Genomic DNA, 14,562 nt, shown 5'->3' on the forward strand with positions numbered 1-14,562 from the left:
GGGACTTTGAATTTCTTTTGGTTCAATGTGGGCTGATCTGGGGTTTCTCATTCAAGATCATCTAGCCCCGATCTCCTGACTCCCGGTGAGCAGCCCGATAATGGGGAAACTGCCCCTTTCCTCCCAACCGTTGATCTGCAAAAGCGGCTCCTTTGAATACCAAAGCATCAATGAGGACAGGGATTGAGGATAGATCTCGTGGTTTTATTGGTTATTTGTCCTCAATCCGATTCAAATCCTTTTGGTTTAAATCCGGCGTTGCCGAATGCAAATACACAAAGTCACTGATTGGAGCAGGGCGGGGAAGGGCGGAAGAATAAGGGCAGTTTTTGTGTTTACACCAGGTCACTTTAATCAATGAAGTTCAATCAGGGTCAATCCATTCAATCGAATGAATTCAATTGAATCGATTCAGATCAATCAATGTTGATCGAGGTGGGACCCGATGAGGAACCGCTAGTTGCCCCTGCCGTTGCCGTGAGCGGAGCTTTGCGAAAATCTGCATAAAGCCGATCGCGCCAGTCCCAAAAAGGCTTGAGCAGCGGATCGTTGATTAGCTCGATCGTTCCTTTGCCTTTAATGGCGGCAGGCAATTCCAGATACGACCCGATCGGAAACTTCACGTACATGGTCATGGCTGCAACTGCAAAATCTGCCAGCGTCGGCTGATCGCCTAGCAAATAAGGCTGATCGCGCAGCATCTCGCTCAGGGATTCCAAGCTGCGGTGCATTTCTTTACGGGCAGACTTGATTGCATCAGGGCTAGCTCCTGCCCCAAACCCTACCAGATCGATCGCCTCACGCGGCACAGACTGAACTAAATTTCTCAAAAATCCGGGGGTTCCAGACGGCAGAGCCGAGGTCAAAAAGGTCGAATCCTGACCGACTGCGCTAATCAGCAGTTTTCGAGCATTGATGCCCACCGAATCGTCTGCCCACTGTTCTAAAATCAAACACTGCGATCGCCGCTGCGGCTCGGTCGGAATCAGCGGGCGTTCGGGATATTTGCGATCGAGGTAAAACGCGATTTCTGTAGAGTCAGCAATCACCTCGTTGCCATCCTTGAGGACAGGAACCTGCCGCTGCCCCGACATCCGAAAAATGTCAAGCTGCCCAATTCCTGGGGTGATCTCGATCTTGCGATAGGCTAAGCCCTTGTAGTCCAGAATTAGCCGCACTTTTTCACAGTAATGGGATAGCTCAAACTGGTAAAGCTCCAGCATGGTCGTCTCCTTGTTGATTGACTGTCGCTTTTAACTTAGCAAGTTTCTTCAGGATTCAGGCGACCCGTTCTGCATAATTTTTGTGCCGCTGAGGAGGAATTCAAGCGAACTTGATAGGATGCAAAGCAACAATACAAGACGAAAATGCAGCGGAAAGGCAGCACAATTCTCGTCATAAAATAAACAATCAATTTTGCGTTTAACTGAGATTTTTGTACCCTTCCCGCCGCATACAGCAAGGCACCTCTGCATTTTTTGTGATTCATTTAGCCAGTCCGGGAACAATGAACTCTGTAAACGCCAGTTTACGAAACAGAAGACACCTTGTAGGGCGATCGGTTCAGGGACAACCTATTCTGGACGGTCGCTTTTCTCACCCTATTTTCGGTCAAATTCTCGTACGGTAATCAAGCGAGCTTTGTAGAAAAACATCGGGTTTGTGCGACAATCGGGATTATTTTATCCCTAAGCAATGAAAGCCTATCTGCAAGCGAGCGAAGTGATTGATCACCAGCATCCAGAGGTTCTGGCACTTGCCAGGAAAATTGCAGCCGTACCGATGAACGAATCGATCGCTCCAGAAGGAAAACTGCTCCGCATTGCAGAAGGCTGTTTTGAGTGGGTGCGAGACGAAATCCATCATAGCTATGACTATCAGCTTAATCCTGTGACCTGTCGCGCTTCAGAGGTGCTTCGGCATCGAACAGGATACTGCTATGCGAAAAGCCATCTCTTAGCCGCACTGCTACGGGCAAACGGCATTCCAGCAGGGTTTTGCTATCAGCGACTGAGTGTGAATGATCAGGGTGCTCCCTACAGCCTGCACGGCTTTAATGCGGTTTATCTGCCCGAATCCGGGTGGTATCGGGTTGATGCCAGAGGCAATCGATCGGGGATTAATGCCCAATTTACGCCACCCCAAGAAAGATTGGCATACAAAATTCGGCTTCCTGAAGAAGCAGATTTTCCGGCAATTCTGCCAGAGCCGCTCCCGATCGTGGTCAACGCTTTGCAGTCCCACAAAACCTGGAATGCACTGCTGAAACAGCTTCCCGACGTTCCCCTGCAAGATGCAAACCGCTATGGATTAAATGCTGAATTACAGCGTTTTTCACTCTTATAAGGTACGGGGGTTCAGGGGCTGCGCCCCATTTTTTGCACTTCAATCGCCTGAACAAGGCTGTAAGCGCTGAATTTATCAAGAATGAAATCCAGCTACAGCAATGACTCAAACTCCGATCGCAACGCCTCCAGATCTGCCAGCCGTCCGACGAGCAAATTTTCACTGCCTGCCTCGGCGAGTCGTTTTTTCCAGCGATTGACCTGCTCTGCGTTGTTCAGCCAGAACTGAACGACTGTGTCCACCACCCGATCGAGGTTCCAGTTTTGGCGCATTGGCAGAGATTCGACAGATTCTAAAAAAGCGTCTAGCGTACAGTGATAGGAGCCGAAATAAGCTGCGCGTTCTGTTAGATCAATTCTGTTCTCCTGGCTCTGAAGCTGATGATTAAAAAAGTATAAAACTGGAGATACACCAATAATCTCGAATGTGTATTCCATACGAGCCTCTGTTGCTTGAGATGATGTAAGTTGTTTTTATTGTTGAGTGATTCTAACAAAGCTAAATTTAGTTTTTCTAGTTCTTCAGATACATTTTTAAATGTCAATCTTCAATCTCAATCTTTCACTCTATTTTTTACAAAAATTCAACCGATGCAGTGTTTATCTTCTAAATCAAGTCTTCTAAATCAAGCCTTCTGAAGAAAGTCTTAAATTCAGCCCGGTTTAACCCATGCCTCACCACTTGACCCTGCTACGCATCCCGCATGACGCAGCCTGACCTCCGCGCCCTCGCACAACAGGGAAATCCTCAGGCGATCGCCCTCTGGTTAAACCAGACCCTTCAGCCACGCGGAGTCACTGCCAAAGTGCTGACCAGAGCAAGCCTGCTCAAGATTTTGCTCATTGCCGATCGCCCTCTGGAACAGCAGGCATTTGTCGAACTGGTCAAGCAGCAGATTCGCGAGCTAGATTTGCCCCATCTTCAGCAGATTAAAGTTTACTGTCAGCTTGCTGGAAACGATCGTCCGACCTGGATTGCTGAGTTTTCTCCTATTCCATCCGAGTCTCAGAGCAGGGCACTCGTTCCCGTTTCTGCCAGTGTTGAGGAACCCAGACTGCCCCCCAAAAATCTTTCCTTCACGGTTCTGTTTCCCTATCGGGAGGTGTTGCGCCCAGAGCGATATCAAAGTGCGATCGTACGGCTGTTGCTGTTTTTGGGGCTTGTGCCGTTGATGATCAATCTGCTAGCGAAACAGGTAAGCCTTGCCCAAACCGCTTGGCTCACGGCAATTTATTATGCGATCGTCTGGGGTCTAGTGTTCTACCACCTGATCAAGCCGAGCCGGGTTTCCTGGGGTTATGCGATCGGGTGTGTTCTATTCACGGTGTTTATTAGTATTCCCGGGCTGCTGCTAGTGCAGCGGATTCCGCCGTTTAGCTTGCTCTATGGGGTAACAGAACAGGGGCTGCCGGGTCGTTTGATCGGGTTTGTGCTGGGGGTGGGGATTTTAGAGGAAGCTTGCAAGGCAATTCCGTTGCTTTTGCCGCTGCTGCACGCTCGCAGGCTCCCTGAGCCGCCCACGATCGCTTTTTATGGGGCGATGTCTGGCTTGGGGTTTGCCGTTGCTGAAAGTGGAGCCTATGCCGTGCAGTATGCGATCGGCTTAACGCGGGGACAGATTGATCTGGGAATGTATCTGGCAACCCATTCGATTCGCTTTGGGTCGCTGCCGCTCTTTCATGCCGTGCTGACGGGCATCGTGGGCTATTTTATTGGGCTGTCAGCTCGTTATCCCAGTCGCCGAGCCGCCCTACTGTTACTGGGTTTGACGATCGCCGCCGTTTTGCACGGACTTTATAATGCGGTTTCCGGCGGACTGCCCGGTTTAGGAGTCGTAGGTTTTAGCATTCTGCTGTTTGTCGCCTACCTCGATCGCAGTTCCCAAATCATGCAGTATCTTGAACAAATTGAGCAGGCCCGATCGCAGCGCCACTCCTTGTAGAAACTAAATGTAGAGTAGAAACTAAATGTAGAACCCCTGAGACTCCTCTAACCTGATCTAACCCTGCTCTTGCGTACAAACCACCAGCAATTCTTCGATCGCCCCCACCTTCAAGATCGGCACATTTAACGCCTGAGAAAGTTCGCTCACGGTCAGGTCATCCAGAAAGCGCTCGTCATCGTGCTTCAGCATCACCGCAGGCAGCAGAATTCCGTCCCCGAGGTCGCGTCCGCGCAGCGCGGTTAAAATGTCCTGTCCGGTAATCAGCCCTGTCACGCTGATCTGCTGTCCCCAATACTGGCTATTCAAGGCAACCAGATCAATCGTCAGTCCTTCCACCTGATTCAATCGCTGGACGATCGGCTGGAAGGCAAACTCCACTGCATTTCCCACAATCCAAGTGTAGCGGCGTGGCGTAGGCACACGGGGCGGAAGCTTTCTGGCAGCGGTCTGAAACTGCTTTAGAAATTGCTGGATTGAACCCACGCCATTCCCTAACTGCGGGTAATCTTCGTAATGCGATTCTGGCGGCAGTTCCTCGCGTCCAATCAAAAACCACTCGTCGGCTAACCAGGCAAAGGTGGTTCCTATCTGCTGACGGAATTTTGCCTGTAAGGGCTGTACCTGAGCAATCACTTCTCGCGCTTTTTCCGGTGTGACGGGCACAAGTTCATCTTCGGCAGGACGAAAGCGAGTTAAGCCAACGGGGACGATCGCCGCCGATGCCACAGTGGGAATCTCGCCTTTGTGAAACTGCGCCAGATCGTGCAAAGTTCGCTCTAGATGCATGCCGTCGTTGATGCCCGGACAAACCACCACCTGAGCATGAATTTGCAGCCGATGCTGCTGAAACCAGCGAAGCTGATCGAGCAATTGTCCGGCACGCGGATTCTTGAGCAGTCGGGTTCGTACTTCTGGCTCCGTGGCATGAACCGAGACAAACAGGGGCGAAAGGCGCATCTGAGCAATCCGATCCCATTCTTTTGAAGTCAAATTAGTCAGCGTCAGATAGCTGCCGTACAGAAAGCTGAGGCGATAGTCGTCGTCTTTCAGATACAGGCTTTGCCGCTTGCCGGGAGGTTGCTGGTCAATAAAGCAAAAGGGACAGCGATTGTTACACTGAATTAGCCCATCAAACAGCGCTGACTCAAACTCCAGTCCCAGATCGTCGTCATAGTCCTTTTCGATCTCAACGATGTGAGCTTTGCCTTTGGCATCCAGTACTTCTAGCTCCAGCACCTCATCTGCGCAGAGAAACTGATAATCAATCAAATCGCGCGGCGGCTGTCCGTTAATTGCCACCAGTCGGTCGCCCGGCTCAAAACCAACCTCGGCGGCGATCGATTCCGGCAGAACGCGGGTAATCAAAGCAGGACGCAGCGTAGACTCACTCATGGATCTTATGAAATTACACCAGCAGCAAAAATAAGCAGCCGTCAGATTCGGTTCTAGATCGACTCAAAATCCCTCAATCAAACCTTTTCCGACCTCTATTTCATAGTAGCGTTCTGGTTAGAGCGAAAGAGGCTTCTGGGCAGCCCGAATTGAATCAGTTGCTGAGTGCAGCAGCTTCCATGCGACGCCGATGCCATGCTGAAAATTAAACTTTTTGCCGAGGCCATCAATCATCGTCAATCTCTGCGGTTGATTGCGATCGCCCCAACCTTGCACCAAAAAATTCTACCGATCGCAAATCTAGCCGCTGCTTAATTGAGTAGAGACAGGCATTACAAACCTAGTTAAAACGACGGTGAGAAACATCTACAAGCTCAAATGCTTTCTTGCTTGTTGAGTAAGGCAACATCCGAGCTAAAAAAATGCCGTGAGTCAATTACTAGCGTCACGCTTTGAGTGCTAATTGACCTGATTTTTGTCAAATTTAAGGAATTTGACAGATTAAAAACGGAAAAATGCCAGTCTGTCTCCGCTCTTTCACTGCCTGTAGCAAATTCACAGCAAAATAAGAGGCTTTGCTTCAATACTTTAAAGCCTCCCGGTTCGTCAAATTACCTTGTCGGGCTTATCTTGTCAGGCTTATTTTGTCAAACTTTTCGCGTTCATCCGTCAGGATGAAGATTAGCTAGAAAAGTGTCATGAGGTTTGACAGAAGCGACCCTCCTGCCAAATTTGCTTTGCCTCAGACACTTCTCAACTTTGCAAGATTTTGTTTTCCAGAATCAAACCTTCAAGGCTTTATTCCTCGAAATCCTCGCCTTCAAGTTGCTTTAAGCGAATGTGTTTCCGACCGAGAGAGATTTCAAATTCATCTCCTGGCTTCAAATCCATTTGCTTGGTATAGGCAGCCCCAATCAGCAGATTACCATTTGCCTGAACCGTAATTCGATAGCTGGCACTGCGTCCACCACGACCGTTGCTGCCCTGCTTGCCATCGAGTTCAATCTCTTTTGCTTCCAGAAGGGCATTGTAGAACTTCATCATGTTGACGCGCTCTACGCCATTTTTGGTAATGGTGTAATAGCCACACTCTTTCGCCTTTTCTTCTTTGCTGACGTGCTCTAGTTCTTTAACCTTCGTCAGAAGGGCTTCTCCGGTTAAAGGCTCTATCTTTTTCTTTTTACTCATTCGTTTGGGCTGGATCATTGATTAGGAACGGTGGCACCTCACAGTGAGATACTGCCATGAGAGACTCCTGTGAGATACTACGATGGAATACAATTTCGCTGATAATCTCGCTATAGATAATTCTGTCATCATTCATCTATCGCTTTGCATCAGCTTTTGAATCTATATTACCGTGGTCAGTCAACTTTTTTCCATGTGATTTGTATTAAAATGCAAGCTTTTTGATCGACTCAAATGATTTTGACTTTACTAATCCTGATCGATCGTTCTAGCATTACAGAGTCATATTACAAATCTGGATCACCCTGCTCAGGAACTAAAAGGTTTCAATATAGCGCAGGTCTGAAAAAGCGGATTACTTTTTTTCTCATGAACTCAGCATCATGCTGCTTGTCCGCCCTCAATAATTTCGGTTTTAAATAGGCAGGGTCAGCGTTCACCCTAGTTCATCGATTCGCTCCAATAGACAACTCCTTGGGGCTGTCCCTTCCAATTGATAATCAAGCGAAAAAACGATTCATTCAGCCTGATCGATAATAGAGTGGCCGCAATCCGATCGCTGCCTTTTCGTAATTGAATTTTATTAAGGATGGCTTATTTAAGGATTGAATGAAGCTCACCACTCGCGGACACTACAGCGTCAAAGCCCTGCTCGACTTAAGCTTTCAGCCCCGATATCAGCCCACTTCTGTTCGGGCAATTGCTCAACGCCAGGACATTCCCGCTCCCTATCTCGAGAAACTGTTAATTGAGCTGCGGCGTGCCGGACTCGTGGAATCGGTGCGCGGGTCTCAGGGGGGCTACAAACTGGCACGTCTTCCCGCCCAAATTTCCCTCGGTCATATCCTGGAAGCCGTCGGTGAAACGATCGAACCCCTGCCGCGCCTCACACCCGAAGCCAATCAGGTAGAAGATTGGGTGACATTTACCCTCTGGCAGCGACTTCACACCAAATTAAAAGAAGCTCTCTATAGCATTACCCTCGAAGACCTGTACTACGATGCCCGCAGTCGGCAGGCAGCTCAGGGCGAATCCGCTAGCTTTGTGGTTTAATTCCGATTTAAACTTGACACTCCCCACTTCAATTCGCGAGAATGGTCTCTTGGCGTTTAATCGCTCGGACCAGGTTTAACGGCAAAATGCCCGGACTGCTTGGCGATCGCTCTGCAAAAAATGCTGAGTAAAAAATGCTGAGTAAAGCGTGTTGATAAGGGAGGGCTGATACCCTGACCGATCGCGCTCCTGGCTACCTGTACGGCAATCTTTGAGGAATATCATGACATACGCAATTATTGAAACGGGCGGCAAGCAGTTTCGGGTCGAACCCGGTCGCTTCTACGATGTTGAGCGGCTCGCCGTTGATACAGATGGGGCAGTGACGATCGATCGCGTTCTCTTTGTCGAAAACGATGGGGAGATTTCGATCGGGCAGCCAATGGTTACAGGGGCAACGGTAGAGGCAACGGTGCTGCGTCATTTTCGCGGACGGAAGGTGCTGATCTACAAAATGAAGCCTAAGAAAAAGACTCGCAAAAAGCGGGGACACCGTCAGGAAATTACGCGCCTGATGATCAATTCGATCTCGCTAAATGGTGCGATCGTGGCGGGAAGGGCAGCGGCTCAAGCAGCATCTGAGGCTGAAGCAGCACCCGAAGCGGTAGCCGCCGAATAATTCGGGCTAAACTCGATCGCAGGCAGTTCGCATTCATTCTGAATCAGGATTTATCCTGGTCAAAGTTCTACCCTAGTCAACATTCGAGGAAACGATGGCTCACAAAAAAGGGACGGGCAGTACCCGTAACGGTCGAGATTCTAATGCTCAACGGCTGGGCGTGAAGCGCTTTGGTGGTCAGGTTGTGCGTGCTGGCAATATCCTGGTACGGCAACGGGGCACGAAGTTTCACCCCGGCGTCAACGTTGGGCGCGGCAACGACGACACGCTGTTTGCCCTGGTCGATGGCGTGGTCACTTTTGAACGCAAAGGCAAGAGCCGCCAAAAGATTAGCGTTTATCCGGCTCCTGCAACGGCTCCGGTTGAAGCGGCAATGGTTTAATCCCAGGCTGTACTGGCTTAATTCTGAGAATTAAATTTCAGTTTGAAATTCAGTTTCACAGCTTGAATACTCACCGCTTGAATACATTTGACATTGGAGGGTAGGCTCATGGGTCTGCCCTTTTTTGTTTCATGAACCTTTATGACAAGAACCTTTATTCAATTTATAAATTGAACAGCCTTCCCCTCATCGCCCAACCCCTTTTCCCGGAGCGTCTACCCCTGTGCCTTGTCCTGAACCTGCGTTGATTGCAGGAAAGTGTCTAGATCCGAGAAGAGCCCGGCATAGGTTTGGGTTGGCAGATCATAACCTTTAAGATGTACCGTTTTGGGGATAAAGACTTCGGGTTTCACTCCTGCCTCAACGAGATAGCGATAGGTCGTTTCTCCTAAGGCAATATCCATCCCAATTTGCTTTGTAGAAGACTCTAGCCGAAAGGCAGCATTTACCGTGTCACCCAGGGCGGTATAGTCGGGTCGATCGCCTGTGCCCGTATTGCCGACCATTGCGTATCCGGTATTCAGCCCTGCACCAATGCGAATCGGAGCAGGAAGCGGATAGGTTTCGTGAAGCTGACTCGTCATTTTGTGTAGAGTACTGAGGGCATGGGCAACCCGCATCATTTCACCCGGACTGATGCCCTGCGCGCCGTGAATCCAAACTGCCATTACCGCATCGCCGATATATTTATCGACCCAGCTTCCATAATCGCGAATAATATCACCTGCACAGCGAAACCAGGTTCCAATTACTTCCGACAGTACTTTTTCGTCAATCTGGCGCGTCATGCCTGAAAAGTTGCGAATGTCTACAACCAGCACGGAAATCAGGCGACGGACATGCAGCGTAGCGGTAGCAGTAAATTCTTGAGAGTCATTGCCCAGAGTTGGGGCACTGGAATCAGAATTGGGAGCAAAAAACTCTAGCTCGGTTTGCCCAAACGTGAGCCGATCACCATTTTGCAGCGTCACAGGAACACTGACTCTCCGCCCATTGACAAAAGAACCATTGCGACTGCCCAGATCGATCAGATAAAAATCGCCAGTTTCCATTTGCTGAAGCAGCGCGTGGTTTCGGGAGATCCAGCGATCGGGCAAGACAAAGTTATTGTCGTCGCCTCGCCCGACTCTCCAGCAGTTGCTCCCAACAAGTGAAAAGTAGCGGTTTCCCGACTCTGTATGCAGGATTAGATGGGGAACAGACTGTCCATTCACAGCAGTTTCACAGACCGTATTGTTGCCGTGTGACGCATTCTGACGCATTTGCTCGGCTACAGGACTCTCAGCCTTTGAATTATAGAGAGCCTTGCGTCAAATATAATCCGCGTTGATCAGGATTTTTCCCCTTTAATCTAACCTACCTATCATTTAGGACTATATTTTTTCTGCGATCGGTTTGATGAGTTGCAAGACAAAGCAATCACAATCGGTTTATACCGAACTTATTGCAAAACCTGAATTATTTTGCTACACGAGCATCACAGTACGGAGATTGCAGCCAGCCAGAATAGCCCATCTACCAGAATCGTACTCAAAACTGCACCGCCTAAAGTCCACCAGTGAAGCTGTTGTGACCGCAGCGGTAAACCTCCGACCAGCAGCAGCACAGATCCCAACCCGATCGCCCAACTTATTCCCCACGGCGTTTGCATTTGAGTGATCGCGCTCTGGAAAATGGGCTCCATTAGATGAGGCTCAACCTGCACAAGCTGCCGCCACTGCGGAATCAGGTTGACTGCATAAAAATAGGCATCGGTCATGGCAGTGCCAAACAGCGACCCTAGATAAAACCAGTTACCAATGCGGTCTTGCCCGCGCCGTAAACCTGCGATCGCAAAAGGCAGCCCGACGGATTCGACTGGCAAATGCAGCAACGGCTCCCATCGCAGCCAACCCCAGTAGATCGAACCTGCTAGCCATGTCCAGGTAAAGCCCATGAGCAGATCCCCCCATTCCGCTGACCGGGGACGCGATCGCAGCCATGCACTGAGCCAGAACCAGCCGCCCGTCATTACCAAACTCAACCAGGGAGCCGATCGCACCAAGGGAGCCTGAAAAAACACCGGGATCGACACCAGGAAGGCAGAAGCCAGCAGGAATCGCCAGGTTAAGGGCAGCCGCTCAATGAGCGGAATTGAAATTGGGAGTTCTTCCAGTCCGGCAGACTCAAGCGGACTCGACAGGGAATACAGCTTTCTTGAAGACAAGGGGGACAACGGCTTTTCTAATCTTTTAGTTCAACTTTTTTAACATATCACAAATTTATCCCCCTGGGGGGCATCCGCGTGAAGATAATTTTGCGATTGCCCTTCGGATTTTTAGGCTGACCTAAAATTTTGCTGAAGACGATCGCGCAAGGCAGCATAAGTACCAGGAAGCCTGTAAGCTGAACGAGAACAGAACTGTTCTTGTACCGCTTTTGATTGCTGCTTTTGCTTGTCTATAGCTGTCCGGAGCTGTCCGGTACGTCAGAACTGATACGAGAGAACTGTTGTGGAACTAATTCAAGAACTTTTTCAAGCCGTGGTTTTGGGTCTTGTGCAGGGAATTACCGAATTCCTACCCATCAGCAGCACTGCCCATTTATTAATTGTGACGCAGTTATTTGGTTGGACTGCCCTCGGACAAAAGTATTTTGTCGATGCAATTCAGTTTGGCAGCGTGATCGCGGTCACTTTCTACTTCTGGAAAGATATTCAGAAAATCCTGTCGGGCGCATGGCAGGCATTTCAGCAGAAAGACTGGGGGCGGGAAGAATGGAAGTTGCTGGTGGGTATTGCGATCGGGACAATTCCCGCGCTGGCAGTCGGCTATGCGGTTAAAGATATTGTGCCGGAAAGCGCGGTTGTGATCGCAATTACGTCGATCGTGATGGCGTTGCTGCTGGGTTTTGCTGAGAAAGTGGGTAGCCGGAAGCGCGGCTTTGACGACCTGCAAACGCGAGATGGCATTCTGGTGGGCTTAGGGCAGATGATCGCGCTGATTCCAGGGGCTTCGCGATCGGGGTCAACGCTCACAACCGCTCTTTTTTTGGGATTAGAACGCCAGACGGCAGCACGGTTTTCTTTTCTGCTGGGTATTCCGACGCTGGCGATCGCGACTCTGTTTCAGGCAAGAAAAGCGTTTGGCAGTCTGGACAGTTTGCTGGCGTTGCTTGTCGGCATTGTCTCGACGTTTATCTTTTCCTACCTGGCGATCGCCTGGTTACTGCGGTATTTGCAGAATAAGAATACCTGGGTGTTTGTCTGGTATCGTCTGGCGTTTGGTGCAGTTTTGCTGCTCTCGGTTGCTGCTGACGTGTTGCAGCGTTAGGTTGTGGGGGTAATCGTGCCGCAGCCGATTCTACCGCCTGCATTGCCCGTCGGCTGTCCAAAATCGTCGGCTTTTTCGTGCAGGATTACGGCTCGTCCGGCGATTGGGTAGTCTCCGTTGCTGAGGGTGAGTCCGGGCAGCGTGGCGCGGTAGGTTGCCCGACCCTGACTGATTTCAACGTTGCCCAGATCCCCAGCATGGGCATTGGCAAAGCCATCCCGAACCAGTAATCCATGCTTAACGTTGTCGGGATTGTAATGTCCCCCGGCAGCATTTCCTTCGTCTGCACAGCTCCCAGACTCATGGACGTGAAAGCCGTGTATGCCGTCAGGAGCCTGAGTCAGGTTTGCTTCAATTTCCAGTCCGGCATCGGTTTCCTTAAAGTTCACAACGCCCGCAACGGTTGCGGGATCGCTTGTACCCTGAAGAATTGCCTGCGCTGTGCCTGCGTTCGGGGTCGGCTGCTGGTTGCAAGCCAGCGTCATCATTAGCAGCAGAACGGTTCCCAGTCTGGTTATCCATCTCCAAATTAAATTTGCCATCGGTTCTTCAATCCTATTTTTAGATTGGTGAACCTATTGTCGATGAGCTGTCGCAGGTTTTCAACCGGGATACCAGATCGACTCTACCTGTCGGGCAACTTGCAAGGCACGATCGCGATTGCCTTCATCGAGCAAAACCGTGACGTGACCTAATTTTCGACCAGGGCGCGATTGCGATTTGCCGTACCAATAAAGGTGCGATCGGGGAATTTGAGCGATCTGCTGCCGTTTTTCCAAGTAATCTGACGCTGCCGTTTCGTAGCCCAGCAAATTCACCATTACCGCTCCATTCACGGTCAGAGCAGGACTTCCAAGGGGCAAACCGCCAACTGTGCGAAGCTGCTGCTCAAACTGCGAGGTGATGCAGGCATCCAGCGAATAGTGCCCTGAATTGTGGGTGCGGGGAGCCGTTTCATTCACCAGCACTTTACCGTCCTGCGTTAGAAAAAACTCAATGCCCATTATGCCCACGTAGTTCAGTGCCTTCAACAGCGATCGGGCGATCGATTCCACCTGCTCCACAACGGATAAATCAAACTCGGGTGTGACAATCACGCGCTGACAGACCTGATTTTCCTGCTGGGTTTCCACCACGGGATAGACAACAATTTCCCCAGTTTGCGATCGAGCCACCATGACTGCCAACTCGCGATCGAAGGGCACAAATTCCTCCAGCACCCAGTGAGACAGCGGATTGGCAACCGAAATTTTTTGCAGGACAGCTTCTAGGACAGCTCGATCGCGGCAGATAAACGTGCCCTGTCCGTCATAGCCCAGTCGTCGGGACTTGAGAACTACGGGGTAGGCATCGGGCAATTGGGCAGGATCAAAGGCGGCAAAGGCGGGCGTGGGAAGACCCCGATCGCGCAAAAAGCATCGCTGCTCATATTTGTCCAGGAGGGGGGCAAGGGAGTCGAGGCTGGGAAAGAACCGCACCTGACTGAGAGAACGCAGTGCCTCTAAATCAACAAATTCGTTTTCAAAGGTGATCACGTCGCTAAACTCTGCCAGTTTTGCAGTTGCAGCAGCATCAGCGATCGGGGCAAAAACGGTGTGAGCGGCGATCGACACGGCAGGATCAGACGGACTGGGAGTTTGAATTGCCAGCGCGAGATTAAGTCGTTGAGCGGCATCTGCCATCATCCATGCCAATTGTCCGCCGCCGATAATGCCGATCCGCTGATTTATGGGCTGATTCACAGATTTTTCCTACTAGCGACAGCCTAAAGATTCGCGGGTCATCACTCCCGTTTTTGGATTAATGCCGCTTGCGGACTCACACAGAGCTTTAACTTGCGCCCTGTCCAGAATGGCATTGGTAAAGTCTGCTCCAGTAATGTCTACGTCCTCCAAGATCGATCGCAGCAAAATCGATTCGACTAATACGGCTTCCCGTAAAGATGCCCCTTTGAAATTCACCTGATCTGCCATTGCATTGGTCAGGTCTGCCCCCCGCAGGTTTGCCTTTGTCATGGTCGAAGCACTAAAGACCGCGCCTCGCACGTCTGCGTCTTCAAAATTGGTCTGCTCCAGGTTGGCATTCGAGAATTCTGACCCCTGAAGCTCTTGCCCGGAAAAGTCGCGCCCTTTGAGCTGAGCATTGCTAAATGACTGCGGTGCTGTCCAGTCTGCCCGGGCAGGAGAACACCAGAGCATGAGCGTCATTACAAACGTCAGCAGAGCAGAAATTAATCGCTTCGCCGTTCCCCGCAGGGGTAATTGCCACATAAAGTTTCGGGAATCAATTTTTCTATCTTGACAGATAGCGCGATCGAATTTTAGCC

At 50.3% G+C, this 14,562-nt stretch carries 17 protein-coding genes; 7 read left to right on the forward strand and 10 right to left on the reverse strand.

Features of this window, described 5'->3' with window-relative positions:
• Positions 1-416: 416 nt before the first annotated feature.
• Complete coding sequence (locus NDA02_RS05970; protein WP_190791438.1) at positions 417-1,223, reverse strand: glutathione S-transferase family protein; 807 nt, start codon at positions 1,221-1,223, stop codon at positions 417-419.
• A 472-nt stretch (positions 1,224-1,695) separates the two neighbouring features.
• Here NDA02_RS05970 and NDA02_RS05975 point away from each other — a divergent pair, with 472 nt between their 5' ends.
• The gene (locus tag NDA02_RS05975) at positions 1,696-2,346 is read left to right on the forward strand and encodes a transglutaminase family protein (protein ID WP_190791437.1); all 651 of its coding nucleotides are present in this window, start codon (positions 1,696-1,698) and stop codon (positions 2,344-2,346) included.
• A 92-nt stretch (positions 2,347-2,438) separates the two neighbouring features.
• On the opposite strand, the gene NDA02_RS05980 is transcribed toward NDA02_RS05975, so the two are convergent.
• A complete protein-coding gene (locus NDA02_RS05980; RefSeq protein ID WP_190791436.1) occupies positions 2,439-2,783 on the reverse strand; it encodes a hypothetical protein in 345 nt (114 codons plus the stop codon).
• A gap of 266 nt (positions 2,784-3,049) precedes the next feature.
• Between NDA02_RS05980 and NDA02_RS05985 the strand changes: the two genes are divergently transcribed.
• Entirely contained in the window at positions 3,050-4,288 is a 1,239-nt protein-coding gene (locus NDA02_RS05985; RefSeq protein WP_190791435.1) for a PrsW family glutamic-type intramembrane protease, read from the forward strand.
• Between the two features lie 57 nt (positions 4,289-4,345).
• Here NDA02_RS05985 and NDA02_RS05990 read toward each other — a convergent pair whose 3' ends face one another.
• Positions 4,346-5,683 carry a TIGR03279 family radical SAM protein gene (locus NDA02_RS05990; protein WP_190791434.1) on the reverse strand — a complete coding sequence of 446 codons (1,338 nt, stop codon included), beginning with the start codon at positions 5,681-5,683 and terminating at the stop codon, positions 4,346-4,348.
• Positions 5,684-5,848: 165 nt separating this feature from the next.
• Between NDA02_RS05990 and NDA02_RS05995 the strand changes: the two genes are divergently transcribed.
• Positions 5,849-5,998 carry a hypothetical protein gene (locus tag NDA02_RS05995; RefSeq protein WP_206755058.1) on the forward strand — a complete coding sequence of 50 codons (150 nt, stop codon included), beginning with the start codon at positions 5,849-5,851 and terminating at the stop codon, positions 5,996-5,998.
• Positions 5,999-6,481: 483 nt separating this feature from the next.
• On the opposite strand, the gene NDA02_RS06000 is transcribed toward NDA02_RS05995, so the two are convergent.
• The gene (locus NDA02_RS06000) at positions 6,482-6,871 is read right to left on the reverse strand and encodes an AbrB family transcriptional regulator (protein WP_190791433.1); all 390 of its coding nucleotides are present in this window, start codon (positions 6,869-6,871) and stop codon (positions 6,482-6,484) included.
• Between the two features lie 609 nt (positions 6,872-7,480).
• On the opposite strand from NDA02_RS06000, the gene NDA02_RS06005 reads away from it, so the two are divergent.
• Positions 7,481-7,924, forward strand: a complete 444-nt coding sequence (locus NDA02_RS06005; RefSeq protein WP_190791432.1) for an Rrf2 family transcriptional regulator — start codon at positions 7,481-7,483, stop codon at positions 7,922-7,924.
• 75 nt (positions 7,925-7,999) lie between these two features.
• Here NDA02_RS06005 and NDA02_RS06010 read toward each other — a convergent pair whose 3' ends face one another.
• A complete protein-coding gene (locus tag NDA02_RS06010) occupies positions 8,000-8,149 on the reverse strand; it encodes a hypothetical protein (protein ID WP_190791431.1) in 150 nt (49 codons plus the stop codon).
• On the opposite strand from NDA02_RS06010, the gene rplU reads away from it, so the two are divergent.
• Complete coding sequence (gene rplU / locus NDA02_RS06015) at positions 8,148-8,543, forward strand: 50S ribosomal protein L21 (protein WP_190791430.1); 396 nt, start codon at positions 8,148-8,150, stop codon at positions 8,541-8,543. The two genes, NDA02_RS06010 and rplU, sit on opposite strands and share 2 nt — an antisense overlap.
• 94 nt (positions 8,544-8,637) lie before the next feature.
• The gene (gene rpmA, locus NDA02_RS06020; protein WP_190791429.1) at positions 8,638-8,925 is read left to right on the forward strand and encodes a 50S ribosomal protein L27; all 288 of its coding nucleotides are present in this window, start codon (positions 8,638-8,640) and stop codon (positions 8,923-8,925) included.
• 215 nt (positions 8,926-9,140) lie between these two features.
• On the opposite strand, the gene NDA02_RS06025 is transcribed toward rpmA, so the two are convergent.
• Together NDA02_RS06025 and NDA02_RS06030 are read right to left on the reverse strand one after the other, a co-directional pair.
• On the reverse strand, positions 9,141-10,187 hold the full coding sequence (locus NDA02_RS06025; RefSeq protein ID WP_190791428.1) for an adenylate/guanylate cyclase domain-containing protein: 1,047 nt from the start codon (positions 10,185-10,187) through the stop codon (positions 9,141-9,143).
• 215 nt (positions 10,188-10,402) lie between these two features.
• Complete coding sequence (locus NDA02_RS06030) at positions 10,403-11,065, reverse strand: DUF3120 domain-containing protein (protein WP_347277858.1); 663 nt, start codon at positions 11,063-11,065, stop codon at positions 10,403-10,405.
• Between the two features lie 352 nt (positions 11,066-11,417).
• Between NDA02_RS06030 and NDA02_RS06035 the strand changes: the two genes are divergently transcribed.
• A complete protein-coding gene (locus tag NDA02_RS06035; RefSeq protein WP_190791427.1) occupies positions 11,418-12,236 on the forward strand; it encodes an undecaprenyl-diphosphate phosphatase in 819 nt (272 codons plus the stop codon).
• Here the strand turns inward: NDA02_RS06035 and NDA02_RS06040 are convergent.
• Genes NDA02_RS06040 through NDA02_RS06050 form a run of 3 tightly spaced genes read right to left on the reverse strand, consistent with a single transcriptional unit; the run spans position 12,233 to position 14,506 of the window.
• The gene (locus NDA02_RS06040) at positions 12,233-12,778 is read right to left on the reverse strand and encodes a superoxide dismutase family protein (protein WP_190791426.1); all 546 of its coding nucleotides are present in this window, start codon (positions 12,776-12,778) and stop codon (positions 12,233-12,235) included. The two genes, NDA02_RS06035 and NDA02_RS06040, sit on opposite strands and share 4 nt — an antisense overlap.
• 60 nt (positions 12,779-12,838) lie before the next feature.
• A complete protein-coding gene (locus NDA02_RS06045; protein WP_347277857.1) occupies positions 12,839-13,978 on the reverse strand; it encodes a 5-(carboxyamino)imidazole ribonucleotide synthase in 1,140 nt (379 codons plus the stop codon).
• A 12-nt stretch (positions 13,979-13,990) separates the two neighbouring features.
• Positions 13,991-14,506 (reverse strand): pentapeptide repeat-containing protein, encoded by a 516-nt coding sequence (locus NDA02_RS06050; RefSeq protein WP_190791425.1) that lies wholly within the window; start codon positions 14,504-14,506, stop codon positions 13,991-13,993.
• Positions 14,507-14,562 lie beyond the last annotated feature (56 nt).

The sequence above is a fragment of the Leptolyngbya sp. ST-U4 genome (genome assembly GCF_039962215.1).
Classification (GTDB): domain Bacteria; phylum Cyanobacteriota; class Cyanobacteriia; order Elainellales; family Elainellaceae; genus Leptolyngbya_A.

What these genes read in the sequence shown, in the direction of transcription:
- NDA02_RS05970 (WP_190791438.1), bottom strand. Translation starts at nt 1,223, where the DNA reads ATGCTGGAGCTTTACCAGTTTGAGCTATCCCATTACTGTGAAAAAGTG.
- NDA02_RS06000 (WP_190791433.1), bottom strand. Translation starts at nt 6,871, where the DNA reads ATGAGTAAAAAGAAAAAGATAGAGCCTTTAACCGGAGAAGCCCTTCTG.
- NDA02_RS06010 (WP_190791431.1), bottom strand. Translation starts at nt 8,149, where the DNA reads ATGATATTCCTCAAAGATTGCCGTACAGGTAGCCAGGAGCGCGATCGG.
- NDA02_RS06040 (WP_190791426.1), bottom strand. Translation starts at nt 12,778, where the DNA reads ATGGCAAATTTAATTTGGAGATGGATAACCAGACTGGGAACCGTTCTG.
- NDA02_RS05990 (WP_190791434.1), bottom strand. Translation starts at nt 5,683, where the DNA reads ATGAGTGAGTCTACGCTGCGTCCTGCTTTGATTACCCGCGTTCTGCCG.
- NDA02_RS05975 (WP_190791437.1), top strand. Translation starts at nt 1,696, where the DNA reads ATGAAAGCCTATCTGCAAGCGAGCGAAGTGATTGATCACCAGCATCCA.
- NDA02_RS06025 (WP_190791428.1), bottom strand. Translation starts at nt 10,187, where the DNA reads ATGCGTCAGAATGCGTCACACGGCAACAATACGGTCTGTGAAACTGCT.
- rpmA (WP_190791429.1), top strand. Translation starts at nt 8,638, where the DNA reads ATGGCTCACAAAAAAGGGACGGGCAGTACCCGTAACGGTCGAGATTCT.
- NDA02_RS05980 (WP_190791436.1), bottom strand. Translation starts at nt 2,783, where the DNA reads ATGGAATACACATTCGAGATTATTGGTGTATCTCCAGTTTTATACTTT.
- NDA02_RS06050 (WP_190791425.1), bottom strand. Translation starts at nt 14,506, where the DNA reads ATGTGGCAATTACCCCTGCGGGGAACGGCGAAGCGATTAATTTCTGCT.
- NDA02_RS05985 (WP_190791435.1), top strand. Translation starts at nt 3,050, where the DNA reads ATGACGCAGCCTGACCTCCGCGCCCTCGCACAACAGGGAAATCCTCAG.
- NDA02_RS06005 (WP_190791432.1), top strand. Translation starts at nt 7,481, where the DNA reads ATGAAGCTCACCACTCGCGGACACTACAGCGTCAAAGCCCTGCTCGAC.
- rplU (WP_190791430.1), top strand. Translation starts at nt 8,148, where the DNA reads ATGACATACGCAATTATTGAAACGGGCGGCAAGCAGTTTCGGGTCGAA.